The sequence below is a fragment of the Variovorax sp. HW608 genome (genome assembly GCF_900090195.1).
Lineage (GTDB): Bacteria > Pseudomonadota > Gammaproteobacteria > Burkholderiales > Burkholderiaceae_C > Variovorax.
The window spans coordinates 6,650,825-6,673,354 of the sequence record NZ_LT607803.1 but is presented as its reverse complement, the minus strand read 5'-3'; the positions used below and the strand labels follow the sequence as shown (position 1 = coordinate 6,673,354).

Annotated in this window: 22 protein-coding genes, 2 tRNA genes and 1 pseudogene; 18 read left to right on the top strand and 7 right to left on the bottom strand. The window is 66.3% G+C overall.

What is annotated here, in order from left to right; translation table 11 throughout:
- Positions 1–18: 18 nt before the first annotated feature.
- Entirely contained in the window at positions 19–948 is a 930-nt protein-coding gene (locus tag VAR608DRAFT_RS31625) for a histone deacetylase family protein (protein ID WP_088957663.1), read from the top strand.
- On the top strand, positions 945–1,382 hold the full coding sequence (locus VAR608DRAFT_RS31620; RefSeq protein ID WP_088957662.1) for an acyl-CoA thioesterase: 438 nt from the start codon (positions 945–947) through the stop codon (positions 1,380–1,382). Before VAR608DRAFT_RS31625 ends, VAR608DRAFT_RS31620 begins: the two co-directional genes overlap by 4 nt.
- A 116-nt stretch (positions 1,383–1,498) precedes the next feature.
- On the opposite strand, the gene VAR608DRAFT_RS31615 is transcribed toward VAR608DRAFT_RS31620, so the two are convergent.
- Both VAR608DRAFT_RS31615 and VAR608DRAFT_RS31610 read right to left on the bottom strand, forming a co-directional pair.
- Complete coding sequence (locus VAR608DRAFT_RS31615) at positions 1,499–1,897, bottom strand: hypothetical protein (RefSeq protein WP_088957661.1); 399 nt, start codon at positions 1,895–1,897, stop codon at positions 1,499–1,501.
- 63 nt (positions 1,898–1,960) lie between these two features.
- A complete protein-coding gene (locus VAR608DRAFT_RS31610; protein ID WP_088957660.1) occupies positions 1,961–2,194 on the bottom strand; it encodes a CsbD family protein in 234 nt (77 codons plus the stop codon).
- Between the two features lie 182 nt (positions 2,195–2,376).
- Here VAR608DRAFT_RS31610 and pncB point away from each other — a divergent pair, with 182 nt between their 5' ends.
- From pncB to VAR608DRAFT_RS31585, 5 genes and pseudogenes are all read left to right on the top strand, one after another.
- Entirely contained in the window at positions 2,377–3,591 is a 1,215-nt protein-coding gene (gene pncB / locus VAR608DRAFT_RS31605; RefSeq protein WP_088957659.1) for a nicotinate phosphoribosyltransferase, read from the top strand.
- Positions 3,588–5,012 (top strand): sodium:proton antiporter, encoded by a 1,425-nt coding sequence (locus VAR608DRAFT_RS31600; RefSeq protein ID WP_088957658.1) that lies wholly within the window; start codon positions 3,588–3,590, stop codon positions 5,010–5,012. The genes pncB and VAR608DRAFT_RS31600 overlap by 4 nt, the downstream gene beginning before the upstream one ends.
- A gap of 2 nt (positions 5,013–5,014) precedes the next feature.
- The gene (locus VAR608DRAFT_RS31595; RefSeq protein WP_088957657.1) at positions 5,015–6,001 is read left to right on the top strand and encodes a 2-hydroxyacid dehydrogenase; all 987 of its coding nucleotides are present in this window, start codon (positions 5,015–5,017) and stop codon (positions 5,999–6,001) included.
- 19 nt (positions 6,002–6,020) lie between these two features.
- The gene (locus tag VAR608DRAFT_RS31590; RefSeq protein WP_088959083.1) at positions 6,021–7,364 is read left to right on the top strand and encodes a DNA recombination protein RmuC; all 1,344 of its coding nucleotides are present in this window, start codon (positions 6,021–6,023) and stop codon (positions 7,362–7,364) included.
- A pseudogene (locus VAR608DRAFT_RS31585) lies at positions 7,361–8,555 on the top strand (MFS transporter). Before VAR608DRAFT_RS31590 ends, VAR608DRAFT_RS31585 begins: the two are co-directional and overlap by 4 nt.
- A gap of 12 nt (positions 8,556–8,567) precedes the next feature.
- Here the strand turns inward: VAR608DRAFT_RS31585 and VAR608DRAFT_RS31580 are convergent.
- The 3 genes from VAR608DRAFT_RS31580 to earP form a co-directional block, all read right to left on the bottom strand.
- On the bottom strand, positions 8,568–9,434 hold the full coding sequence (locus tag VAR608DRAFT_RS31580; RefSeq protein WP_088959082.1) for a TIGR00730 family Rossman fold protein: 867 nt from the start codon (positions 9,432–9,434) through the stop codon (positions 8,568–8,570).
- A gap of 124 nt (positions 9,435–9,558) precedes the next feature.
- A complete protein-coding gene (gene efp / locus VAR608DRAFT_RS31575; protein WP_088957656.1) occupies positions 9,559–10,113 on the bottom strand; it encodes an elongation factor P in 555 nt (184 codons plus the stop codon).
- A 136-nt stretch (positions 10,114–10,249) separates the two neighbouring features.
- A complete protein-coding gene (gene earP, locus VAR608DRAFT_RS31570) occupies positions 10,250–11,320 on the bottom strand; it encodes an elongation factor P maturation arginine rhamnosyltransferase EarP (RefSeq protein WP_088957655.1) in 1,071 nt (356 codons plus the stop codon).
- Between the two features lie 47 nt (positions 11,321–11,367).
- Between earP and VAR608DRAFT_RS31565 the strand changes: the two genes are divergently transcribed.
- Genes VAR608DRAFT_RS31565 through VAR608DRAFT_RS31550 form a run of 4 tightly spaced genes read left to right on the top strand, consistent with a single transcriptional unit; the run spans position 11,368 to position 15,329 of the window.
- Complete coding sequence (locus VAR608DRAFT_RS31565; RefSeq protein WP_088957654.1) at positions 11,368–11,850, top strand: OsmC family protein; 483 nt, start codon at positions 11,368–11,370, stop codon at positions 11,848–11,850.
- Positions 11,851–11,854: 4 nt separating this feature from the next.
- A complete protein-coding gene (gene uvrC / locus VAR608DRAFT_RS31560; protein WP_088957653.1) occupies positions 11,855–13,816 on the top strand; it encodes an excinuclease ABC subunit UvrC in 1,962 nt (653 codons plus the stop codon).
- 59 nt (positions 13,817–13,875) lie between these two features.
- Positions 13,876–14,442, top strand: coding sequence for a CDP-diacylglycerol--glycerol-3-phosphate 3-phosphatidyltransferase (gene pgsA, locus VAR608DRAFT_RS31555; protein WP_088957652.1), 567 nt, complete (start codon positions 13,876–13,878; stop codon positions 14,440–14,442).
- Positions 14,439–15,329: a DMT family transporter gene (locus VAR608DRAFT_RS31550; protein ID WP_088957651.1), complete on the top strand. Its 891-nt coding sequence runs from the start codon at positions 14,439–14,441 to the stop codon at positions 15,327–15,329. Before pgsA ends, VAR608DRAFT_RS31550 begins: the two co-directional genes overlap by 4 nt.
- Positions 15,330–15,335: 6 nt before the next feature.
- Here the strand turns inward: VAR608DRAFT_RS31550 and VAR608DRAFT_RS31545 are convergent, their stop codons facing one another.
- Positions 15,336–16,280: a LysR substrate-binding domain-containing protein gene (locus VAR608DRAFT_RS31545; RefSeq protein WP_088957650.1), complete on the bottom strand. Its 945-nt coding sequence runs from the start codon at positions 16,278–16,280 to the stop codon at positions 15,336–15,338.
- A gap of 75 nt (positions 16,281–16,355) precedes the next feature.
- On the opposite strand from VAR608DRAFT_RS31545, the gene VAR608DRAFT_RS31540 reads away from it, so the two are divergent.
- From VAR608DRAFT_RS31540 to VAR608DRAFT_RS31510, 7 genes are all read left to right on the top strand, one after another.
- Positions 16,356–17,246 carry an alpha/beta fold hydrolase gene (locus tag VAR608DRAFT_RS31540; protein ID WP_088957649.1) on the top strand — a complete coding sequence of 297 codons (891 nt, stop codon included), beginning with the start codon at positions 16,356–16,358 and terminating at the stop codon, positions 17,244–17,246.
- Positions 17,247–17,249: 3 nt separating this feature from the next.
- On the top strand, positions 17,250–18,335 hold the full coding sequence (locus tag VAR608DRAFT_RS31535; protein ID WP_088957648.1) for a tartrate dehydrogenase: 1,086 nt from the start codon (positions 17,250–17,252) through the stop codon (positions 18,333–18,335).
- A gap of 220 nt (positions 18,336–18,555) precedes the next feature.
- Positions 18,556–18,828 (top strand): HU family DNA-binding protein, encoded by a 273-nt coding sequence (locus VAR608DRAFT_RS31530; RefSeq protein WP_007830705.1) that lies wholly within the window; start codon positions 18,556–18,558, stop codon positions 18,826–18,828.
- Between the two features lie 17 nt (positions 18,829–18,845).
- A tRNA-Val gene (locus tag VAR608DRAFT_RS31525) sits at positions 18,846–18,921 on the top strand.
- A gap of 74 nt (positions 18,922–18,995) precedes the next feature.
- The gene (locus tag VAR608DRAFT_RS31520) at positions 18,996–20,909 is read left to right on the top strand and encodes a SurA N-terminal domain-containing protein (RefSeq protein WP_088957647.1); all 1,914 of its coding nucleotides are present in this window, start codon (positions 18,996–18,998) and stop codon (positions 20,907–20,909) included.
- A 29-nt stretch (positions 20,910–20,938) separates the two neighbouring features.
- A tRNA-His gene (locus VAR608DRAFT_RS31515) sits at positions 20,939–21,014 on the top strand.
- 117 nt (positions 21,015–21,131) lie between these two features.
- Complete coding sequence (locus VAR608DRAFT_RS31510; protein WP_088957646.1) at positions 21,132–21,470, top strand: H-NS histone family protein; 339 nt, start codon at positions 21,132–21,134, stop codon at positions 21,468–21,470.
- Positions 21,471–21,537: 67 nt separating this feature from the next.
- Here the strand turns inward: VAR608DRAFT_RS31510 and VAR608DRAFT_RS31505 are convergent, their stop codons facing one another.
- Entirely contained in the window at positions 21,538–22,524 is a 987-nt protein-coding gene (locus VAR608DRAFT_RS31505) for an NADPH:quinone oxidoreductase family protein (RefSeq protein ID WP_088957645.1), read from the bottom strand.
- Positions 22,525–22,530 lie beyond the last annotated feature (6 nt).

Sequence of the window (22,530 nt, the reverse complement as noted above, 5' to 3'; positions counted from 1 at the left end):
AATCGCGAAAATGTTGCGATGCGTGCCTTTTATTCGGGCCAGTTCGTTCTGCCGCTGCCGCCGGGCCACCGTTTTCCGATGGGACGGTACGCCCTGTTGCGCCAGGGGCTCGAACGCCAGTTGCCGGCGGTTCGCATGTTCGAGGCGCCGCGGGCCAGCGACGGCGAGCTCGCCCTGGTTCATACGCCGCAATGGATCGCATCGATCAGCGACGGCAGCGTGAGCGCCGCGGCGATGCGCGAGATCGGCTTCCCGTGGAGCGAGGCGATGGTCGAGCGCTCGCGCCGCTCCACCGGCGCGACCATCGAGGCCTGCCGGGCGGCCTTCGCCGACGGCGTGTCGGGCAACATGGCCGGCGGCACGCACCACGCCAGCGCCGACAAGGGCGGGGGCTTCTGCGTCTTCAACGATGCGGCCGTCGCCGCGCGGCTCATGCAGGCGGAGCACGGCCGCCGCGCGCGTGCCCCGCTGCAGGTCGCGATCGTCGATCTGGACGTGCACCAGGGCAACGGGACCGCGCGCATCTTCCAGGGCGATCCCAGCGTGTTCACGCTGTCGATCCACGGGCAGAAGAACTTTCCTTTTCGCAAGGAGGCCAGCGACCTCGACGTCGAACTGCCCGATGGCTGCGGCGACGCGGACTACCTCGCGGCGGTGGAGCAGGCGCTGGGCGAACTGGAGCGCCGCTTCACGCCGGGGCTGGTGATCTACCTGGCCGGCGCGGACCCGTTCGAGCGCGACCGGCTCGGGCGTCTCAAGCTGAGCTTCGATGGCCTGGAGGCGCGCGACCGCCGGGTGTTCGACTTCGCGTGGCAGCGCCGCATCCCCCTGGCATTCGCCATGGCGGGCGGCTATGCGGCGGACATCGCGGAGACGGTGCAGGTCCAGCTCGGCACCTTCCGCGTGGCCTTCGAATACTGGCGCCGCTGGCAAAATGCCGCGCCATGAGCGACCGACCGACTCCCCAGCCACGCAGCAGCTACCGCGTCTTCCGCAAGATCCCGACGCGGTGGATGGACAACGACATGTACGGCCATGTCAACAACGTCGTCTACTACAGCTGGTTCGACACGGCGGTGAACACGCACCTGATCGAGCGCGGCGCGCTGGACATCCATCACGGCAAGACGATCGGCTTCGTGGTCGAGACGCGCTGCAACTACTTTTCGCCGCTGGCTTACCCGCAGACGGTGGAGGCTGGAATCCGCGTCGCGCGCGCGGGGAGTTCGAGCGTGCACTACGAGATCGGCCTCTTCGCCGAGGGCGCCGAAACCGCCGCTGCGCAGGGCCATTTCGTGCACGTGTACGTCGATCGCGACACGCAGCGACCAGTGAGATTGCCCGCAGCGCTGCAGGCGGTGGTGGACGACTTGCGCGCCTGACGCCTCGCCAGGGTCAGGCCAGGAACCCCGCGGAACCGGCTTTGCCGGGCCGCTGGGGTTGCCCCCGGAGAGGGGGTGTCAGAGCCACACGAAGTGGGCGAGGCTGGGGGTGAGCGTTATTTCATCGCGCGCAGTTCGGCCTTGCCGCGATCCTCGTCGGCCTTGGCCTGCTTCTCGCAAGCGCTCTTGGCGTCGCTCTTCATGTCGTCGCACTTTTCCTTGGCGACCTCGTAGGCGGCCTTGACCTTTTCTTCCTTCACCTCGCGCGCATGGCGGTCGCTGGGCTTGTATTGCTGTTCGAGTTCGGCCTTGGCAACGGCTTCCTTGCCCTTGGCTTCCTTGTGGCACACGTCCTTGGCGTTTTCCTTCAAGGTGTCGCATTGCGTCTTGTCGACCTTGTAGTCAGCCTCGATCTTTTCCTTGGCGACCTTGTACTCGTCCTGGGTCATTGCGCTGGCCTGGCCCGCCACGAGGCAGGTCGAAGCGATGGCAATCATGAGCAGATGCTTTTTCATGACAGTGTCCTCTGAAGTTGCAAATCGGTTGGGGGTTGGATGCAGCGTCTGGCGCCCGCGGGTTCAGACGCGCTCCATCCAGATGGCGGCAGGGGTGCGGCCGTCGCGGTTTTCCCATTCGGCGACCTGCCGTTCCGCCTCGTCCCGGCTGAGGCCGTGCCGTTCCTGGATGCGTCCCAGCAACTGGTCGCGCTTGCCGGCGATGACATCGAAATCGTCGTCGGTCAGCTTGCCCCATTGCTCCTTGATCTTCCCCTTGAGCTGCTTCCAGTTGCCTTGGACGGTGTCCTTGTTCATGAGGGATCTCCTTCGGTCAGATGAGGTTGAGTCGCCGGTGCGGTTCTGCCGGCGTGAAATCACTGTCGCGTCGCCGAATGGACGCCTTGGTAGGACTCACGGGGAAGGGGTCGTAGGCACTTGCCGACGCAGGCCGTGATAATCGAACGCACGCCGATTACCCGGAGACCAGCGCGCGCATCATGATCATCCAAAGCCTGCTCGACACCGATCTCTACAAGTTCACCATGATGCAGGTCGTGCTGCATCACTTCCCGGGCGCGCGCGTCGAATACCGCTTCAAGTGCCGCAACCCGGGCGTCGACCTCGCGCGCTTCGCCGGGCAGATCCGCGAGGAGATCCGCCATCTGTGCTCGCTGCAGTTCAAGGACGCGGAGCTCAGCTACCTGCGCTCGATGCGTTTCATCAAGAGCGATTTCGTGGACTTCCTCGGGCTGTTCCGCCTCAACGAGAAGTACATCAACATCATCCCGCTGCCATCCGGCGAGCTCGACATCCGGATCCGGGGCCCCTGGCTGCACACGATCCTGTTCGAGATCCCGGTGCTGTCGATCGTCAACGAGGTCTACTTCCGCAACACGCAGCCGCAGCCCGACTACGCCGAGGGGCGCCGCCGGCTCGATGCCAAGATCGCGCAGTTGCAGGAGGATCGGCTGGCCGACCTCAAGATCGCCGATTACGGCACGCGCCGCCGTTTCTCCAACGAATGGCACGAGGAAGTGCTGCGCACGCTCTCCGACAAGCTTGGGGCCGTGACCTCGCCGCAGCCGCGCGGCCTCCCCAAGCTGCCGCAGTTCGCCGGCACGAGCAACGTGCTGTATGCGATGAAGCTCGGGCTGATCCCGCTCGGCACGATGGCGCACGAGTACCTCCAGGCCTGCCAGGCGCTCGGGCCGCGTCTGCGCGACAGCCAGGTGTACGGCTTCGAGACCTGGGCGCGGGAATACCGGGGTGACCTCGGGATCGCGCTGTCGGACGTCTACGGCATGAGCGCCTTCCTGCGCGACTTCGACCTGTACTTCTGCAAGCTCTTCGACGGCGCTCGCCACGACAGCGGCGATCCGTTCCAATGGGGCGAACGGATGCTGGCGCACTATGCCGCGAATCGGGTCGATCCGCAGACCAAGACGCTGATCTTCAGCGACAGCCTCACGGTGCCGCGCACCATCGAGCTCTACCAGCAGTTCAGGGGCCGCTGCCAGCTCGCCTTCGGCATCGGCACCAATCTGACCAACGACCTCGGCTACGAGCCGCTGCAGATCGTCATCAAGATGATCGCCTGCAACGACCAGCCGGTCGCGAAGCTCTCCGACACGCCGTCCAAGAACATGTGCGAGGACGAGCGCTATCTCGCCTACCTGCGCCAGGTCTTCGACATCGAGCAGCCCGCCGCATGAAGGCGTCGGGGTCGACGAAGAGCGTTCTGCGTTCGCTGGCATATGTGCTGTTGACGTCACCGGCCGCCGCGTTCGCGGACGAGATCGACGGTGCGCGTCTCTCGGTCTGGTGGAGCGTGCCGTTCGCCGGGATGCTCCTGTCGATCGCGCTGATGCCGCTTCTGGCACCGGCGTTCTGGCATCACCACTACGGCAAGCTGGCCGCGGCCTGGGGCCTGGCCTTCCTGCTTCCGTTCGCCGTGATCCACGGTGCGCCGCTCGCGGGCGCCCAACTGGTGCATGCGCTGGTCGGCGAATACATCCCCTTCGTCATCCTGCTGGCCGCGCTGTTCGCGGTCTCGGGCGGGATCCACATCCGCGGCAACCTGCGCGGCTCGCCGCGGCTCAACACCGCGATCCTCGCGGTCGGCGCCGTTCTGGCGAGCCTGATGGGCACCACCGGTGCCTCCATGCTGCTGATCCGGCCGCTGATCCGCGCCAACGACAACCGGCGGCACAAGGCGCACGTGATCGTCTTCTTCATCTTCATCGTGTCGAACGTGGGCGGCGCACTCACGCCGCTGGGGGATCCGCCGCTCTTCCTGGGCTTTCTGAAGGGCGTCGACTTCACCTGGACGCTGCGGAACATCCTGCCCGAAACCCTGTTCCTGACCGGCATCCTGCTGGTGCTCTTCTACCTGCTCGACGCCTGGTACTTCCGCAACGAAGACCTGCTGCCTTTCGATCCGACGCCCGACACGCGCGGCATCGCGTTCGAAGGCGCCATCAACTTCTGGCTGCTGGGCGGCGTCGTGTTCTTCGTGCTCCTGAGCGGCGTGTGGAAGTCGAAGCTAGGCTTCGACGTCTTCGGCACGGAGGTCGGGTTGCCGGGCCTGGTGCGCGACGTGGCGCTGGTCGCGATCATCCTGCTGTCGCTGCGCATCACGCCGCCCCGGGTGCATGCGGCCAACCAGTTCGGCTGGGGACCGATGGTCGAGGTCGCCAAGCTCTTCGCGGGGATCTTCGTGACCATCGTGCCGGTGATCGCCATGCTGAAGGCCGGCGCGGGCGGTCCTTTCGGCGGCGTCATCTCCGCGGTGACCCGTTCCGACGGCCAGCCCGATCCGGCGATGTACTTCTGGGCCACCGGCATCCTCAGCTCCTTCCTCGACAATGCACCGACCTACCTGGTGTTCTTCAATACGGCCGGCGGCGATCCGCAGGCCCTGATGACCACCTATGCGACGACGCTGGCGGCGATCTCCGCCGGCGCCGTATTCATGGGCGCCAACACCTACATCGGCAACGCGCCCAACCTGATGGTCAAGGCCATCGCGGAAAGCCGCGGCGTGCGGATGCCGAGCTTCTTCGGCTACATGCTGTGGTCGGGCGGCATCCTGGTGCCGCTCTTTGTCATTGCCACCTTCATCTTCTTGCGTTGACCATGAACAAGCCCAAAGTCCTCGTCGCCCGTTCGATCTTTCCCGAGACCATCGCCCGGCTCGAGAAGCATTTCGAGGTCGAAGCCAACCAGGGCGACGAAAGCTGGACCAAGGCCCAGCTCATCGAGAAGCTCAAGGGCAAAGAGGGCGCCTTCACCACCGGCAGCGAGCGCATCGACGCCGAGGTGCTCGACGCCTGCCCTGGCCTGAAGATCTGCGCCAACATGGCGGTGGGCTACAACAACTTCGACATCGACGCGATGACCGCGCGCGGCGTGCTCGGCACCAACGCGCCGGACGTGCTCACCGAGACCACCGCCGATTTCGGCTTCGCGCTGCTGATGGCCACCGCGCGCCGCATCGCCGAGAGCGAGCATTTCCTGCGCGCCGGCAAGTGGGAAAAGTGGAGCTACGACATGTTCTCCGGCTCCGACATCCATGGCTCGACCCTGGGCATCATCGGCATGGGCCGGATCGGGCAGGGCATCGCCAAGCGCGGCGCGCACGGCTTTCGCATGAAGGTGATCTATCACAACCGCTCGCGGCTCGATGCGAATCTCGAAGCCGAGTGCAAGGCCGCCTTCGTCGGCAAGGAAGAGCTGCTGAAGACCGCCGACCATGTGGTGCTGGTGGTGCCTTACACGCCGGCATCGCACCACACGATCGGCGCCGCCGAGATCGCACTCATGAAGCCGACCGCGACCCTCGTCAACATCGCGCGCGGCGGCATCGTCGACGATGCGGCGCTGGCCGTGGCGCTGCGCGAGAAGCGCATCGCCGCCGCCGGCCTCGACGTCTTCGAGGGCGAGCCGAAGGTGCATCCGGAACTGCTCGAGGTGCCGAACGTGGTCCTGACGCCGCACATCGCCAGCGCGACCGTGCCGACGCGCCGCGCGATGGCCGATCTCGCGGTCGACAACCTCATCGGCTACCTGGTGCACAACAAGCCGGTCACGCCGCTCAACCCTGCCGTTCTCGCAACCCGATAAGAAAACCACCAGACCCGTGATCGAAACCTGGATCCTGCTGGCCCTCGCGGCCCTGAATTTCATCCTCATCGTGTGGCTGCTGGCGCGCGAGCCGTCGCCGCCGGACCACTCGGCGCTGGTCGCCACCCTGGCCGCCGGCAACGAGCGCGTCGAGCGCGAACTGCGCCACGAGATCGGCGAGTCCTCGCGCGGCGCCCGGCAGGAGACCGCCCAGGCCTTCGTCACCTTCCAGCAGGCGCTGGTCCATCAGGGCGCGGAATCCACGCGCACGCAGAACGCGCAGATCGATGCCTTTGCGCAGCAGCTCGCGCTGCTGCAGAAGACGCTCGCCGACACGCTCAATACCCAACTGCAGGGCCTGAGCGAATCGAACGCGCGGCGGCTTGCCGAGGTGCGCGCGACGATGGAGGCCCAGCTGGCCCAGCTCCAGCAGACCAATACCGCCAAGCTCGACGAGATGCGCAGGACCGTGGACGAAAAGCTCCAGAGCACGCTCGAAGCCCGTCTCGGCGAAAGTTTCAAGCAGGTCGCCGACCGGCTGGAGCAGGTGCACAAGGGCCTCGGCGAAATGCAGACGCTGGCGGTCGGCGTCGGCAGCCTGCAGCGCGTGCTGACCAACGTGAAGACGCGCGGCGTGTTCGGCGAAGTCCAGCTCGAGGCCCTGCTCGAACAGGTGCTGACGCCGGACCAGTACGCCAAGCAGGTCGAGACCAGGCCGCGCAGCGGCCAGCGGGTGGATTTCGCGATCCGCTTCCCGGGCCGGGGCGGCGACGGCGCGCCGGTGTGGCTGCCGATCGATGCCAAGTTTCCGCGCGACGACTACGAGCGCCTGCTCGATGCGCACGAGCGCGCCGATCCCGCTGCCGCCGAAGCGGCGGCCAAGGCGCTCGAAGCGCGCATCCGTTCCGAGGCGAAGTCGATTTCCGAGAACTACCTCGCGGCGCCGCACACCACCGATTTCGCGATTCTTTTCCTGCCGGTCGAAAGCCTGTATGCCGAAGTGCTGCGCCGCCCCGGGCTGATGGACGCGATCCAGCGGCAGCACCGGGTGACGCTCGCGGGGCCGACCACGCTGCTCGCGATGCTCAACAGCCTGCACATGGGCTTCCGTACGCTGGCGCTCGAGCATCAGGCTTCCGAGGTCTGGAAGGTGCTCGGCGCGGTCAAGACCGAGTTCGAGCGCTATGGCGACTGGGTCGCGCGCATCAAGGAACAGGTCTCCAAGGCCTCCGACACCATCGACAAGGCCGACACGCGCGCCAAGCAGATGCGGCTCGCGCTGCGCAAGGTCGAGGCCCTGCCGGAATCGCAGAGCCAGGGGCTGCTGCCGCTCATCGACGGCGAGGACGACAGCGCCCCGTGAACCCTGGCTTGCTTCGCCTGATCCTCGCGCAGGTCTGCCTGCATGCGGCGATGACGGGCACCCGGCTCGCGGCGCCGCTGCTGGCGCTGCGCGATGGCCACAGCGCCGCGTCGGTCGGCGTGCTGCTTTCGCTGTTCGCGTTGACGCAGGTTTTTCTCGCGCTGCCGGCGGGCCGCTTTGCGGATCGTCATGGCCTCTGCCGTCCGCTGTCCGTCGCAGTGGTCTCGGCGGCCAGCGGCGCGGCGCTGGCCGGGGTGTTTCCCGTGTTTCCGGTGCTGTGTCTTTCGGCCTTGCTCACCGGCGGCGCGACCGGCATCGCGGTGATCGCGCTGCAACGCCATGCCGGTCGTGCCGTGAGCGGACCGGCCCAGCTCAAACAGGTGTTCAGCTGGCTGGCCATCGCCCCGGCCGCGGCCAACTTCGTGGGGCCGTTCGTGACCGGACTCCTGATCGACCACGCGGGGCCGGCGCCGGGTGATCTGGTCGGCTACCGCGTCGCCTTCGCACTGCTGACGCTGCTGCCGGTTGCCTGCTGGCTGCTGGCTGCTGGCTCGCGGTGCGCAGGAGCTTCCCACCGCGCGCCCCCCCGAGGGCGCCGCCAAGCCGCGTGCCTGGGATCTTCTGGCCGAGCCGATGTTCAGGCGGCTGCTGTTCGTCAACTGGTTGCAGTCGGCCTCGTGGGACGTGCACACCTTCGTGTTGCCGATCCTTGGCCACGAACGCGGCCTCAGCGCCTCGATGATCGGCACCATCCTGGGCGCCTTCGCGGTGGCGGCCGCCGGGATTCGTGTCGTGCTGCCGCTGGTGGCGTCCCGCTTCAGCGAGCGCGCCGTCATCACTGCATCGAACGTGATCACCGCGCTGGTCTTCGCCGCCTATCCGCTGATGAGCTCGGCCCTCGGCATGGGCCTGTGCTCGGTGGTTCTGGGCATCGCGCTGGGCGCGGTGCAGCCGATGGTGATGAGCATGCTCCACCAGATCACGCCGCATGCGCGCCACGGCGAGGCGCTTGGCTTGCGCGTGATGACCCTGAACGCTTCCAGCGTCGCGATGCCGATGCTGTTCGGCGCGGCCGGTGCCATCATCGGCGTGGCGGGTGTGTTCTGGATCGTCGGCGGTGTGGTCGCCTTGGGCACTCGCTCCGTCTGGGGCTTGCAGGCCCCGCCGCCCGAAGAGGCCGCGGGGCATTGAAAGGACTTCGGGTTAGAGCTTGTAGAAGCGCCTGATGTAGTCCCAGGCGTCCTCGGGCGTATCGAGGTACTCGATCAGCTTCACGTCCCCGGGCGAGATCACGCCTTCCTCGGCGAGGAACTCGAAATTGATGAGCTGCTTCCAGTAGTCCGATCCGAACAGCACGATCGGCACCGGCTTGGCCTTGCGCGTCTGCACGAGCGTGATGACCTCGAACAGCTCGTCCAGCGTCCCGAATCCGCCCGGGAAGGCGACCAGCGCCTTCGCACGCATCATGAAATGCATCTTGCGGATCGCGAAGTAGTGGAACTTGAAGCTCAGCGCCGGCGTGACGTACGGGTTGGCTTCCTCCTCCATCGGCAGGGCGATCGCGAGCCCGACCGAGATCCCGCCGCCTTCATAGGCCCCGCGGTTGGCCGCCTGCATGATGCCGGGGCCGCCGCCGGTGCAGATGAAGAGCTTGTCTTCCGGATCGCAGTCGTTGCTGTACTGCGCGACGAGTTTGCCGAAGGCCCGCGCCTTCTCGTAGTAGTGCGAGCTGCGGGCGAGCTTGCGCCAGCGTTCCGCCGCCACCGTGTCGCCGGCCGCCTCGGCCTGCGCGATCAGGGCGCCGGATTCCTCTTCGCTGCGGAAGCGCGCGCTGCCGAACACCACGATGGTGTTCTCGATGCCATGCGCCCGCATCTCGATGTCGGGCTTCATGAGCTCGAGCTGCATCCGCAGGCCGCGGGTTTCGCGGCGCAGGAGGAATTCGGGATCGGCGAAGGCCAGCCGCGAGGGATCGGTGTGGAGCGGCAGTCCCTTGTCCGCATGCGCCTGCAGAGTGGCCCATGCGTCGGCGAGTCGTTTGTCGTGAAGGTCGTGTGTGCTGTTTGCCATGTTCTTGCGCCGGAAGCGGGTGAGCATTGTGCGCCTTGCAGGTTCCGGGCCCGTCGGTGGTGTCCGGACGCAAAAAAGGCTCCCGAAGGAGCCTTTTACCTTTTAGAGTGAGCTCTCGAATCGCTCAGACGCGCTTGCGGTACTCGCCGGTGCGGGTGTCGATTTCGATGCGGTCGCCTTGCGAGACGAACAGCGGCACGCCGACTTCGAAGCCGGTCGCGATCTTCGCGGGCTTCATGACCTTGCCCGAGGTGTCGCCCTTGACGGCCGGCTCGGTCCAGGTGATTTCGCGCTCGACGCTGGTCGGCAGTTCGACCGAGATCGCCTTGCCGTCGTAGAACACCACTTCGACCGGCATGCCGTCTTCGAGGTAGTTGAGGGCGTCGCCCATGTTCTCGGCTTCGACTTCGTACTGGTTGTACTCGGTGTCCATGCAGACGTACATCGGATCGGCGAAGTAGGAGTAGGTGCATTCCTTCTTCTCGAGGATGATCTGCTCCATCTTGTCGTCGGCCTTGAAGACCACTTCGGTGTTGAAGTTGGCGATCAGGCTCTTGAGCTTCATGCGCACGGTGGCGGAGTTGCGGCCGCCGCGGCTGTATTCGGTCTTGAGGACGACCATGGGGTCCTTGCCGTGCATGATCACGTTGCCGGCGCGAATTTCTTGAGCGATTTTCATAATCAGGATCTCTGGATGTAGGCCGCTCGTTGCAATTGCACCGCGGCGGGTTCGGCGGAAAAGCGAGCACCGGGCGATCTGGGCGATCTTGGGCGATCGAGGCCGCCCATGCCGGAATTCCGCAAAGCCCGTAATTTTAGCTTTTTTGAGTCACGAAACGGACGAGGCGGGTCAAAAGATCCTCCTGCATGCATAGAGATTCCCTCGCCGCCTGTGCCGCCACGCCCCACTCCGCGAGCGTTTTCTGGTCGAGCAGGGGCAGCGGGCTCGGCGAAATGCCGTTCCACCGGTGGTGGAAATCGCGCAGCGAGCGCGGTGCGTTCAGCCAGTCGAGAAAGGCATCGAGCTTGGTATGGTGCGCGTCGTCGTCCTGCGGATAGATCTGCCACACGAAGGGGGCGCCCGCCCAGAGCGCGCGGACCAGCGAATCCTCGCCCCGGACGAAGTTGAGGTCGCAAGTCCAGAGCAGGTGATCGAAGTCGGTCTGCGAGACATAGGGCAGCCAGGAAATCGACAGGGCGCCGCGCTGGGGCGGCCCCGGCGGCAGCGCGGCGGTGGCGCGGCCGGCCGTCACCAGGAGCCGGGTCGGCTCGCCGGCGCTTTCCAGTTGCGCGAGCAGGCTGTCGAGTGCACGCGGTTCATAGCAGAAGAGCGACACCAGCCGCTCGCCGCGCCAGGAAATGTCGTGCGCCGCGAGCCATGCGGCACGGTCGAAACCTTCGCGGCGCGTCGCCAGATCGGGCTCGCGCAGCAGGCCGCCGGTCGCGGCGGTGAACCCCGGATAGAAGAAATGCTTGGTCAGGCCCGCGCCGGGATGCCGGAAGACCGGAGACGGCAGGCGGTGCAGCCGCTCGACATAGGGCTCGGCGGAGAGGTATTCGAGGTTGATCCACCGGTGCCGCACCCCCTCGGCCTGCGGCTGGCGGGCGAAGAGCGAGACGACTTCGGGCGCCGGATCGCAGCCGAACGCCTCGACGAGCACGTCCGGCGCGGGCGCGGCGGCGGCGTGCCACGCGGCGTCGCGTTCGGTCCAGCGGACCACCGTGACGCCGGGGCATCCGGCCGGCGCCATCCAGGCCAGCGCGGAAGGCTCGTCGATCCACAGGCGAACCTTTTCACCCCGGCCCGCGAGTCCGGCCGCGAGCCGCCAGCAAACGCCGACGTCGCCGTGGTTGTCGATCACCTTGCAGAAAATGTCCCAGCGCATCGCGGGATACTCTACAGCCCCGCAATCGATTCACGGAGACAGCATCCATGCCCCAGTACTCGGCCGAAATCACCTGGCGGCGCGGCGGCCAGGACTTCGTCGGCAATCGCTACAGCCGCCGCCATGCGATCCGCTTCGACGGCGGCGCCGAATGGGCGGGCTCGTCGTCGCCGCACGTGGTGCCGGTGCCGCTGTCCGATCCGGCCGCCGTCGACCCCGAGGAGGCCTTCGTGGCCTCGCTGTCGAGCTGCCACATGCTCTGGTTCCTGTCGATCGCGGCCGCGCGCGGCTTCTGCGTGGAGAGCTACGTCGACCGTGCGGTCGGCCAAATGGGCGCCAACGCCGCGCGCAGGATCGCGATGACCCAGGTCACGCTGCGGCCGGAGGTGCAGTTCTCGGGCGAGTGCCTCCCTTCTGCCGCGCAGATCGAGGAAATGCACCATTGCGCGCATGACGAGCGCTTCATCGCCAACTCCGTGAAGACCGAAGTCCGCTGCGAGCCGGTGCTCGCGAAAGCGGCTCCCCGGTAAACCGATGTCAGAAACGCATTCCGAACAACTGCTGAGCGAGGTCGCGGCATTGCCGCAACTGCCGGGCGTCTACCGCTATTTCGATTCGGCGGGGGCGGTGCTTTACGTCGGCAAGGCGCGCAACCTGAAGAAGCGCGTGGCGAACTACTTCCAGAAGAACCACGCCGGCACCCGCATCGGCCACATGATCTCGAAGATAGCGCGCATGGAGACCACCGTGGTGCGCTCCGAGGCCGAGGCGCTGCTGCTCGAGAACAACCTGATCAAGACGCTCAAGCCGCGCTACAACATCCTGTTCCGCGACGACAAGAGCTATCCCTACCTGAAGATCGCCTCGCACGAGTTTCCGAGGCTGGCCTACTACCGTGGCTCGGTCGACCGCAAGCACCGCTACTTCGGGCCGTACCCGAGCGCCTGGGCCGTGAAGGAGTCGATCCAGCTGCTGCAGAAGGTGTTCAGGCTGCGGACCTGCGAGGACACGGTCTACAGCAACCGCACGCGCCCCTGCCTGCTCTACCAGATCAAGCGTTGCAGCGGGCCCTGCGTCGGCTACATCGCGCCGCAGGACTATGCGCAGGACGTGGCCAATGCCGAAGCCTTCCTCCTGGGCGACACGCAGGCCGTGCTCACCCAGCTCGAGGCGCGGATGATGGCGCACGCCGAGAAGCTCGAGTTCGAGCAGGCGGCCGAGCTGCGCAACCAGATGTCGGCGCTGTCGCGCGTGCTGCACCAGCAGTCGGTCGAGATCGCTTCCGACAAGGACGTCGACATCCTGGCGGTCAAGGTCCAGGGCGGAAAGGCCTGCGTCAATCTCGCGATGGTGCGCGGCGGGCGGCATCTCGGCGACCGGCCGTATTTCCCGGTGCATGTCGAGGACGCCGCCTCGATCCAGCACGGGGAGGTCGGCGCGGACGGCGACGACGACGCGCCACCACCCGCGCCCGTCGAGGTGCAGGTGCTGGAGGCCTTCATCGCGCAGCACTACATCGACGTGCCGGTGCCGGCCACGCTGGTGCTGAGCGAGCTGGTGAGCCGCGAACTGATCGAGGCCATCTCGCAGCAGGCCGGCACGCGCGTCACGGCGGTGTTTCAGCCGCGCGAGCAGCGGCGCCACTGGCTGGAGATGGCGTGCAAGAACGCAAGCCTGCAACTCGCGCGGCTGCTGGCGGAGGAGGGCTCGCAGCAGGCGCGCACCCGCGCGCTGGTCGATGCGCTCGAACTCGCGCCGGATGACCTGGACAACTTCCGCGTCGAGTGCTTCGACATCTCGCACACCGCCGGCGAGGCGACGCAGGCATCGTGCGTGGTGTTCGAGCATCATGCGATGCAGAACCGCGAATACCGCCGCTACAACATCGAAGGCATCACGCCCGGCGACGACTACGCCGCGATGCGGCAGGTGCTGCATCGCCGCTACGGCAAGCTCGCCGAGGCGATGGCGGCCGCAACCGATGCGCCGCCGGCCGGCGATGCGGGGGGTGCGGGTTCGGACGCGCCGCCGGGCACCCGGTCCGCGCGGATGCCCGAGCTCGTGCTGGTCGACGGCGGCAAGGGGCAGGTCTCGATGGCGCGCGAGGTGTTCAGCGAACTCGGCCTGCCGCTGTCGCTGATCGTCGGTGTGGAGAAAGGCGAGGGCCGCAAGGTCGGACTCGAGGAGCTCGTGTTTGCCGATGGCCGCGAGAAGGTCTACCTCGGCCGCGATTCGGCGGCGCTGATGCTGGTCGCGCAGATCCGGGACGAGGCGCACCGCTTTGCGATCACCGGCATGCGCGCCAAGCGGGCCAAGGTGCGCGTCGGCGGCAGCCAGCTCGAGGACATCCCGGGGATCGGCCCGAAGCGCCGTGCGCGCCTGCTGCAGCGCTTCGGCGGAATCCGGGGCGTCGCGGCGGCAAGTGTCGAAGACATCGCGTCGGTCGAAGGTATCGCCTTCGACCTCGCGGAGGAAATCTACAAAGCCCTGCACTGAGCGCACCGCCGCGGGCCGGCGCAGTAGGCGAGCCTGGGGGTGTGCATATACTCGCCGGAATGTTCTGGACCCTGCCAACGATCATGACCTGGGCGCGCATCGTCGCGATCCCGCTGATCGTGGGTGTGTTCTACCTGCCGCTTTCGGAGCCGATGCGCAACCTCATCGCCACGGTGATGTTCATCGTGTTCGCGGCGACCGACTGGCTCGACGGCTTCCTGGCGCGCAGGCTCAACCAGACTTCCGCCTTCGGCGCCTTCCTCGATCCGGTGGCCGACAAGTTCCTCGTCTGCGCGTCGCTGCTCGTGCTCGTGCACCTCAACCGCGCCGATGTGTTCGTGGCGCTGATCATCATCGGCCGGGAGATCGCCATCTCCGCCCTGCGCGAGTGGATGGCGCAGATCGGCGCCGGCAAGAGCGTCGCAGTCCACATGCTCGGCAAGGTCAAGACCACGGTGCAGATGGTCGCGATCCCGTTCCTGCTCTTCAACGGCATGCTCTTCGGTGCGATCGACACGGGCGCCTGGGGGCAGTGGCTGATCTGGATCTCGGCCGTGCTCACCGTCTGGTCGATGGTCTATTACCTGCAAAAGGCCATTCCCGAAATCCGGGCGCGCGCGAAATGACGGCCACGGCCACGGCGGCCCGACCAGCGGGCTGGCTGCGCGCCATGCCGGCGGTCTTCGTGCTGATCTGGAGCACCGGCTTCATCGTGGCGCGCTATGGCATGCCTTACGCGCCGCCGTTCAAGTTCCTGGTCGCGCGCTATGCGCTCTCGGTGATCTGCTTCCTCGTGTGGGTCGTGCTCGCGCGCGTCGCCTGGCCGCGCGATCGCGTGCAGTGGGGGCATCTCGTGGTCACCGGCGTGCTGATGCAGGCCGGCTATCTGGGCGGTGTCTGGGCGGCGGTCAGGGCGGGCATGGGGTCGGGGCTCGTCGCGCTGATGGTGGGTGTCCAGCCGGTCCTCACCGCGGTCTGGCTTTCGTTGCGCGGCGGCAGGGTGAGCGGCCGCCAATGGCTCGGACTGCTGCTCGGCTTCGCCGGCCTGGTGCTCGTGGTGTGGCGCAAGCTGGAGCAGGGCGGCGAAGTCAGCGTGCCGACGATGTCGCTGGCCGTCATCGCGCTGCTCTCGATCACGGCAGGCACGCTCTACCAGAAGCGATTCGTCGCGCCCTGCGACGTGCGTTGCGCTAACGCCATCCAGCTCGGTGCGGCGTTCATCGTCACGCTGCCCTTGGCGGCGATGGAATCCGAAAGCATCCAATGGAACCTGTCGTCGGGCGGCGCGATGGCGTGGTCGGTGCTCGCCCTGTCGCTCGGCGGCAGCTCGTTGCTCTACATGCTGATCCAGCGCGGCACCGCGACCGCGGTCACGAGCCTGCTGTACCTGGTGCCGCCGTGCACGGCGGTGATGGCCTGGCTGCTCTTCGCCGAACCGATCACGGCGGTAACGCTGGTCGGCATCGCGATGACGGCCGTCGGCGTGAGTCTCGCGGTCCGCAGCCAGCGCTGAGCGCCGTCAGGGCGAGCGGCTGCCTTTCGATTTCCACGGCTCGCCGCGAAAGCGTTCGGCGAGAAAGTCGATCAAGAGCCGGACGCGCTTCGGCGTCTTCGGCCGCCAGGGGGCGATCCACTGGATGTCGGCGTCCGGCATCGCGAATTGCGGCAGCACGCGCACCAGCGCTCCCGACGCGAGGCTGGGTGCGATATCCCACAGGCTTCGCAGCATCACGCCGCGACCGGCGAGGCACCAGTCGCGCACCAGTTCGCCCGAATTGCTCGAAAGCGGACCGCGCACGCGCACGCGGGTGCTCGTGCCGTCCTTGAGATGGCGCAGCGTCCAGAGGGCGAACTCGCGTTCGTCGCCGCTGCTGTTCTCACGCGCCACCAGGCAGTCGTGCGAAGCGAGCGCCGCCACGTCGGCCGGATGCCCCCTTCGCGCCAGATAGGCCGGCGCCGCCGCGAGCACGCGCTGGTTGCGCGCGATCCGCCTCGCCACCCAGCCGCCCGCATGGCGGGATTGCGGCGCCCACAGCCACACTGCGCCGTCGTAGCCCTCGGCGCCGAGGTCGGGGAGCCTCTCCGCCAGCGTGAGCTCGATGTGCAAGCCGGAATGGCGCTCGTTGAACGCAGCCAGCGCCGGTCCGAGCCAGAGCCGGCCGAAGCCGAAGGTCGCGACCAGCCGGACCGTGCCGCTGAGTTCGGTCTGGCGCTCACCGAGCTCGTTCTCCAGCGCCGCGAAACCGTCGAGCAGCCCCCGGGCATGCAGGCACACCGCTTCGCCTTCGGCCGTGGCGCTCAGCCTGCGCGTCGTCCGGTCGAACAGGCGTTGCCCCAGCCGGGCTTCGAGCGCGCCGAGCCGCTTGGTCACGACCGACGGAACCACGTCGAGCGCGAGTGCTGCGGCGGCGAGGCTGCCGCGGTCGCGGATGGCCACGACGAGTTCCAGATCGCTGCGTTCCATTGCTGCCATATCGGAAAGTATGAATTGGCTTATTGTTGCTTGATGAGGGAGCAATGCGCAACGCACAATGAACGCATGTTCGCTTCGTTCTCTTCCTTCGACCTCTCGCGCGACGACGTGCGGCTGCACGGGAAAGCGGGGGGCAGCGGTGCGCCGCTGCTGCTGCTCCACGGGCATCCGCAGACGCACGCCATCTGGCACCGCGTGGCGCCGATGCTGGCCGAGCGCTTCACCGTGGTCATGATGGATCTGCGCGGCTACGGCGACTCCGGCCGGCCCGAAGCGGACGAGGCGCATGCCCGCTATAGCAAGCGCGAGATGGCGCTCGATGCGCTATCGGTCATGCGGGCGCATGGCTTCGAGCGTTTCGGCGTGCTCGCGCATGATCGCGGCGCGCGGGTCGCGCATCGGCTGGCGGCGGACCATCCGCAGGCGGTGGAGCGCATGATGCTGCTCGACATCGCGCCGACGCTGGCGATGTACCAGAACACTTCCGACGCCTTCGCGCGTGCCTATTGGCACTGGTTCTTCCTCATCCAGCCGCCGCCGCTGCCGGAGGCGCTCATCGCGTCCGATCCGGCGCGTTATGTGCTGAGCGTCATGGGCAGCCGGCACGCGGGACTCGGGCCGTTCGCGGCCGAAGCGCTCGCCGAGTACGAGCGATGCGCCGCCATCGACGGCACGGCGCGCGCGATCTGCGAGGACTATCGCGCTTCGGCGACCATCGACCTCGATCACGATCGCGCGGACATCGCCGCCGGCCGCAAGCTCGACATGCCGCTGCGCGTGCTGTGGGGCGAGCATGGCGTCGTGGGCCGGTGCTTCGATGTGCTCGCGCTCTGGCGCGAACGGGCGCAGGACGTCACCGGCGGCACGCTCGCCTGCGGCCACTACATTCCCGAAGAAGCGCCCGCCGAACTGGTCGCCGAGGCGCTTTCGTTTTTCCACGCAACCCCCAAGGATTGAGACATGAGTACCCAACGAATCGCAGTCATCGCCGGCGACGGCATCGGCAAGGAGACCGTGCCCGAAGGTCTGCGCGTGCTCGACGCGGCAGCCCGCAAGTTCGGCATCGACCTGAAGTTCGATCACTTCGACTTCTCGAGCTGGGACTACTGCGAGAAGCACGGGAAGATGCTGCCCGACAACTGGAAGGACCAGATCGGCGGTCATGACGCCATCTTCTTCGGCGCGGTCGGCTGGCCCGAGAAGATCGCCGACCACGTGTCGCTGTGGGGCTCGCTGCTCTTGTTCCGGCGCGAGTTCGACCAGTACATCAACCTGCGCCCGGCGCGGCTGATGCCCGGCATCATGGCGCCGGTGGTGCGCCGCGACGGCACGCCGAGGCAGCCCGGCGAGATCGACATGTACATCGTGCGCGAAAACACCGAGGGCGAGTACTCGAGCATCGGCGGCCGCATGTACGAAGGCACGGCGCGCGAGATCGTGGTGCAGGAAACGGTGATGTCGCGCCTCGGCGTGGACCGGGTGCTGAAGTTCGCGTTCGAGCTGGCACAGGCGCGGCCGAAGAAGCACCTGACCAGCGCGACCAAGTCCAACGGCATCTCGATCACGATGCCCTACTGGGACGAGCGGGTCGCGGCGATGTCGAAGAACTACCCGGGCGTGAAGCTCGACAAGTTCCACATCGACATCCTCACCGCGCACTTCGTGCAGCGGCCGGACTTCTTCGACGTGGTGGTGGCGAGCAATCTCTTCGGCGACATCCTCTCGGACCTCGGTCCGGCATGCACCGGCACGATCGGCATCGCGCCGAGCGCGAACCTGAATCCGGAGCGCACGACGCCGTCGCTGTTCGAGCCCGTGCACGGTTCGGCGCCGGACATCGCGGGCAAGGGCATCGCCAATCCGATCGGCCAGATCTGGTGCGGCGCGATGATGCTGGAGTTCCTGGGCCACAAGGCCGCGCACGATGCGATCCTCGCCGCCATCGAGAAGGTGCTCGACCCACGAAGCGGCGCACCGCGCACGCCCGACATCGGCGGTACGGGGCGCACGGTCGACCTCGGAAAGGCCGTTGCAGAGGCCCTCTGACGGGGCATTGCAAAAACGCCACTAGAATCGCGCTCCTCGTTGTGGTCTAGGGGTGAGTGTCGTATTGACACCCCCTTGACCAGTGGTTGTAATCCCTGTCGGCAGTGCGCTGCCGGCGCGTCAGAACTGTCACCCAATTCCAATTCGCAGCTCGCGGCATTCGTCGCGAGTACGGGATCGCTTCTGACCCTGATCAACATTTTTTCTGCAAGGGGCCCTTGTGAACAAGACCGAACTGATTGAGCACATCGCAAAAAACGCCGACATCTCCAAAGCCGCCGCCACGCGCGCACTCGAGTCCACCATCGGCGCCATTCGGACCACGCTCAAGAAAGGCGGCTCGGTGTCGCTCGTCGGTTTCGGTACTTTCGCTGTGGGCAAGCGCGCTGCGCGCACCGGTCGCAATCCGCGCACCGGCGACGCGATTAAAATCAAGGCCGCCAAGATTCCCAAGTTCCGTCCCGGCAAAGCGCTCAAGGACGCCTTGAACTGAGATCACTGTTTCCGGTGGGGTGCTTAGCTCAGCTGGTAGAGCGGCGCCCTTACAAGGCGTAGGTCGGGGGTTCGAACCCCTCAGCACCCACCACCCGACACAAAGGCGAACAGCGTGTTCGCCTTTTTTGTTGCCGTTTCGCAATCCGTCAAAGAGAGTGCTTCAGCATGTTTGATTCCTTCCGCAAGTACAACAAGATCATCATGGGGTTCTTGTTCTTGCTGATCATTCCGTCGTTCGTGCTGTTCGGCGTCAATCGCTACGAGGGAAGCGGCAAGGCCGAGAAGGTGGCCCGCGTGGACGGCGCCGACATCACGCGCCCGGAATGGGAGCAGCAGCATCGCATCGAAGTCGACCGCATCCGCCAGCAGGCGCCGAACATCGAGCCGGCCCTGCTCGATTCCGATGCCGCGCGCTATGCGACGCTGGAGCGCATGGTCCGCGATCGCGTGCTCGCAGCGGCGGCTTCGAAATCGAACATGACGGTTTCCGAGGAACGTCTTGCACGTCTTTTCGCCGAGAACGCCGGCCTCGCCTCCTTCCGTACGCCCGATGGCAAGTTCGATCGCGAAGGCTTCATGCGGGCCACCGGCCGCACGCCGGAGCAATACGAAGCCGCGATCCGCGCAGAGCTCGCCACGCAGCAGGTGTCGCTCGGCATTTCGGGGACCGCGTTCGCGAGCGCCGCGCAAGCCGCGGCGACGCTCAATGCGTTCTATGACCGTCGCGAAATCCAGGTGGCGCTGTTCAAGCCGGCCGATTTCGCTTCGAAGGTCAACCTGACCGACGCCGAACTGCAGGCTTTCTACAAGGATCATTCCGCGCAGTTCCAGGCGCCGGAAGAGGCCAATGTCGAGTACCTCGTGCTCGACCTCGAAGCGGCCAAGAAGAACATCACGGTCAGCGAAGCGGATCTGCGCAGCTACTTCGACCAGAACAGCGCCCGCTTCGGCAGCAAGGAAGAGCGGCGCGCGAGCCACATCCTGATTGCCGCTCCCGCCGGCGCGCCCGCGGCCGAGCGCGAGAAGGCTCGCGCAAGGGCCGAGGAACTGCTGGCCGAAGTCCGCAAGGCGCCCGCCACCTTCGCGGAGGTGGCACGCAAGAATTCGCAGGATCCCGGATCGGCCGAAAAGGGCGGTGACCTCGACTTCGTGACGCGCGGTGCGATGGTCAAGCCTTTCGAAGATGCCATGTTCGCGCTCAAGAAGGGCGAGATCAGCGACGTGGTCGAAACCGAATTCGGCTTCCACGTCATCCATCTGAACGACATCAAGCCGGCAGTGGTGCCGCCGTTCGAGAAGGTCCGCGCCACGATCGAGAACGAAGTCCGCAGCCAGCAGGCAACCCAGGAGTTCGCCAAGGCGGCCGAAACCTTCACCGACATCGTCTACCAGCAGCCCGACAGCCTGAAGCCGGCGGCGGACAAGCTGAACCTCGCCATTCAGACGGCGAGCAACGTCCGGCGGGTGCCAATGCCGGGCGCCGCGGGTCCGCTTGGAAACCGGAATTTCCTGAACGCGCTTTTCGCGCCCGATTCGCTCGAACGCAAGCACAACACCGAAGCCGTCGAGATCGGCGCGAACCAACTCGCGGCCGGTCGCGTGACGCAGTACTCGCCGGCGCGCGCACTGCCGTTCGACGAAGTCAAGGACAAGGTCCGGGCGCAGCTGGTTGCGGAGCGCTCCGCGGCGCTCGCCAAGGCGGAGGGCACGGCCAAGCTGGCGGCCTGGCAGGCTGACCCGGCCGGCGCTGCCTTCGGTTCGCCCGTCACGGTCTCGAGGCTGGAAGTGCAATCCCAGCCGCCGCAGGTGATCGAGGCCGCCCTGCGCGCCGACAGCGCCAAGCTGCCGGTGCTGGTCGGGGCCGATCTGGGCGCGCAAGGCTTTGCCGTCGTGCGCGTCGTCAAGACCGTGCCGCGCACGCCGCCGACGCCGGAAGTGGCCAAGCAGGAAAGCGAGCAGTACGCACAGGCCGTCGGCGCCGCCGAGACGGCCGCCTACTACGACATGCTGAAGAACCGCTTCAAGGCGGAAATCTTGGTACCGAAGCCGTCGGATTCCGCCATCAGCGCCGAACGGTAGTTTTTCACGCTACAATCGCGGGCTCTGCGGTGGCTGTAGCTCAGTTGGTAGAGTCCCAGATTGTGATTCTGGTCGTCGTGGGTTCGAGTCCCATCAGCCACCCCAAACTGCATTGATCAAAAGCGCCGACCCCGAGGTCGGCGCTTTTTTTTGTGCGCCTCGTTTGCCGCAATTGGAATCTCAATTAGAATTTTTACTTTCCAATTCGGAGGATTAGCACCGATGGCCTCGACCCTTGCCGACATCAATTCCCAGATCAAGAAGCACGATGAACAGATCGCGCAATTGCGCAAGCAGGCCGAAGAGCTCAGGAATCAGGAGCGGGCCGGCGTGATCGAGGAAGTGCGCAAGAAGATCGCGGAATACGGTTTGACCGCCTCCGATCTGAAACTCACGGGGCGTGGCGGCAGAAGGAATGCGCTGGCGGCTCCTGCAAAGGCGGCTGCAAAGTACCGCAGCCCGACAGGAGAGACCTGGTCCGGCGGTCGCGGTCGCAAGCCGCGCTGGGTGACGGAGGCGCTGGCCGCGGGTAAATCGCTGTCCGACTTCGAAATCAAGTAAGCCCTTGGCCGTCAACTAAAAAGCCCGCGATCCGCGGGCTTTTTTATTGGGCCGTGCCGTGGTGCCCTCAGTTGACGAGAACCAGCTTGCCCTTCACGCCGCGCGAGCCCATGTGCGCGTAGGCGGCCTTGAGGTCCGCCATGGGCATGGTGCTGTCGATGACGGGCTTGATCCTGCCCTCGCCGTACCATTTGGCCAATTCGGCCATCATCTGTGCATTGGCCTTGGGTTCGCGCTTGGCGAAATCTCCCCAGAACACACCCACCAGCGATGCGCCTTTGAGAAGCGCCAAATTCAGCGGCAGCGAGGGAATGGGCCCCGCGGCGAACCCGACGACCAGATAGCGGCCACGCCATGCGATCGACCGGAATGCGGGCTCGGCGAATTCGCCACCGACCGGGTCGTAAATGACATCCGGTCCTTTGCCGTCGGTCGCGGCCTTGACCGCATCGCGGAATGCATTGGGAAGACCGTGGGTGGTGTAGTTGATCGTCGCATCGGCGCCAATGGACTTGCAAAGTTCGCATTTCTCGTCGGTGGAGGCCGCGGCAATCACCTTGGCGCCCGCGGCCTTTGCAATCTGAATTGCGGCCGTCCCGACGCCGCCCGCTGCGCCGAGAACCAGGACGGTTTCACCGGCCTTCAATTGAGCGCGATCCATCAGCGCATGCCAGGACGTCGCGTAAATCATGATGAATGCCGCCGCATCGACATAGCCGAATCCATCGGGCAGGGGCATGCACAGCGCCGCCGGTGCGAGCGTGTGCGTCCCGAAGCCACCGGTGCCCGAAAGACACGCGACGTTCTGGCCCACGCGCAGGTTCTTGACGCCTTCGCCGACCGCCGCGACCACGCCGGCGTATTCGGACCCCGGAACGAAGGGCAGCGGGGGCTTCATCTGATATTTGTTCTGAACGATCAGCAGATCGGGAAAGTTCAGGCTCGCGGCTTTGATTTCGACCAGGACCTGACCCGGACCGGGCTGCGGCGTCGGCAGTTCTTTCCATGTCAGCGCATCGACGCCGACGGGGTTTTCGCAGAGCCATGCATGCATGCTCGT

Excerpts from the sequence above, each read along its gene's own strand:
- VAR608DRAFT_RS31625 (WP_088957663.1), top strand. The coding sequence starts at position 19 with ATGCGTGCCTTTTATTCGGGCCAGTTCGTTCTGCCGCTGCCGCCGGGC.
- VAR608DRAFT_RS31620 (WP_088957662.1), top strand. The coding sequence starts at position 945 with ATGAGCGACCGACCGACTCCCCAGCCACGCAGCAGCTACCGCGTCTTC.
- VAR608DRAFT_RS31615 (WP_088957661.1), bottom strand. The coding sequence starts at position 1,897 with ATGAAAAAGCATCTGCTCATGATTGCCATCGCTTCGACCTGCCTCGTG.
- VAR608DRAFT_RS31610 (WP_088957660.1), bottom strand. The coding sequence starts at position 2,194 with ATGAACAAGGACACCGTCCAAGGCAACTGGAAGCAGCTCAAGGGGAAG.
- pncB (WP_088957659.1), top strand. The coding sequence starts at position 2,377 with ATGATCATCCAAAGCCTGCTCGACACCGATCTCTACAAGTTCACCATG.
- VAR608DRAFT_RS31600 (WP_088957658.1), top strand. The coding sequence starts at position 3,588 with ATGAAGGCGTCGGGGTCGACGAAGAGCGTTCTGCGTTCGCTGGCATAT.
- VAR608DRAFT_RS31595 (WP_088957657.1), top strand. The coding sequence starts at position 5,015 with ATGAACAAGCCCAAAGTCCTCGTCGCCCGTTCGATCTTTCCCGAGACC.
- VAR608DRAFT_RS31580 (WP_088959082.1), bottom strand. The coding sequence starts at position 9,434 with ATGGCAAACAGCACACACGACCTTCACGACAAACGACTCGCCGACGCA.
- efp (WP_088957656.1), bottom strand. The coding sequence starts at position 10,113 with ATGAAAATCGCTCAAGAAATTCGCGCCGGCAACGTGATCATGCACGGC.
- earP (WP_088957655.1), bottom strand. The coding sequence starts at position 11,320 with ATGCGCTGGGACATTTTCTGCAAGGTGATCGACAACCACGGCGACGTC.
- VAR608DRAFT_RS31565 (WP_088957654.1), top strand. The coding sequence starts at position 11,368 with ATGCCCCAGTACTCGGCCGAAATCACCTGGCGGCGCGGCGGCCAGGAC.
- uvrC (WP_088957653.1), top strand. The coding sequence starts at position 11,855 with ATGTCAGAAACGCATTCCGAACAACTGCTGAGCGAGGTCGCGGCATTG.
- pgsA (WP_088957652.1), top strand. The coding sequence starts at position 13,876 with ATGTTCTGGACCCTGCCAACGATCATGACCTGGGCGCGCATCGTCGCG.
- VAR608DRAFT_RS31550 (WP_088957651.1), top strand. The coding sequence starts at position 14,439 with ATGACGGCCACGGCCACGGCGGCCCGACCAGCGGGCTGGCTGCGCGCC.
- VAR608DRAFT_RS31545 (WP_088957650.1), bottom strand. The coding sequence starts at position 16,280 with ATGGAACGCAGCGATCTGGAACTCGTCGTGGCCATCCGCGACCGCGGC.
- VAR608DRAFT_RS31540 (WP_088957649.1), top strand. The coding sequence starts at position 16,356 with ATGTTCGCTTCGTTCTCTTCCTTCGACCTCTCGCGCGACGACGTGCGG.
- VAR608DRAFT_RS31535 (WP_088957648.1), top strand. The coding sequence starts at position 17,250 with ATGAGTACCCAACGAATCGCAGTCATCGCCGGCGACGGCATCGGCAAG.
- VAR608DRAFT_RS31520 (WP_088957647.1), top strand. The coding sequence starts at position 18,996 with ATGTTTGATTCCTTCCGCAAGTACAACAAGATCATCATGGGGTTCTTG.
- VAR608DRAFT_RS31510 (WP_088957646.1), top strand. The coding sequence starts at position 21,132 with ATGGCCTCGACCCTTGCCGACATCAATTCCCAGATCAAGAAGCACGAT.
- VAR608DRAFT_RS31505 (WP_088957645.1), bottom strand. The coding sequence starts at position 22,524 with ATGCATGCATGGCTCTGCGAAAACCCCGTCGGCGTCGATGCGCTGACA.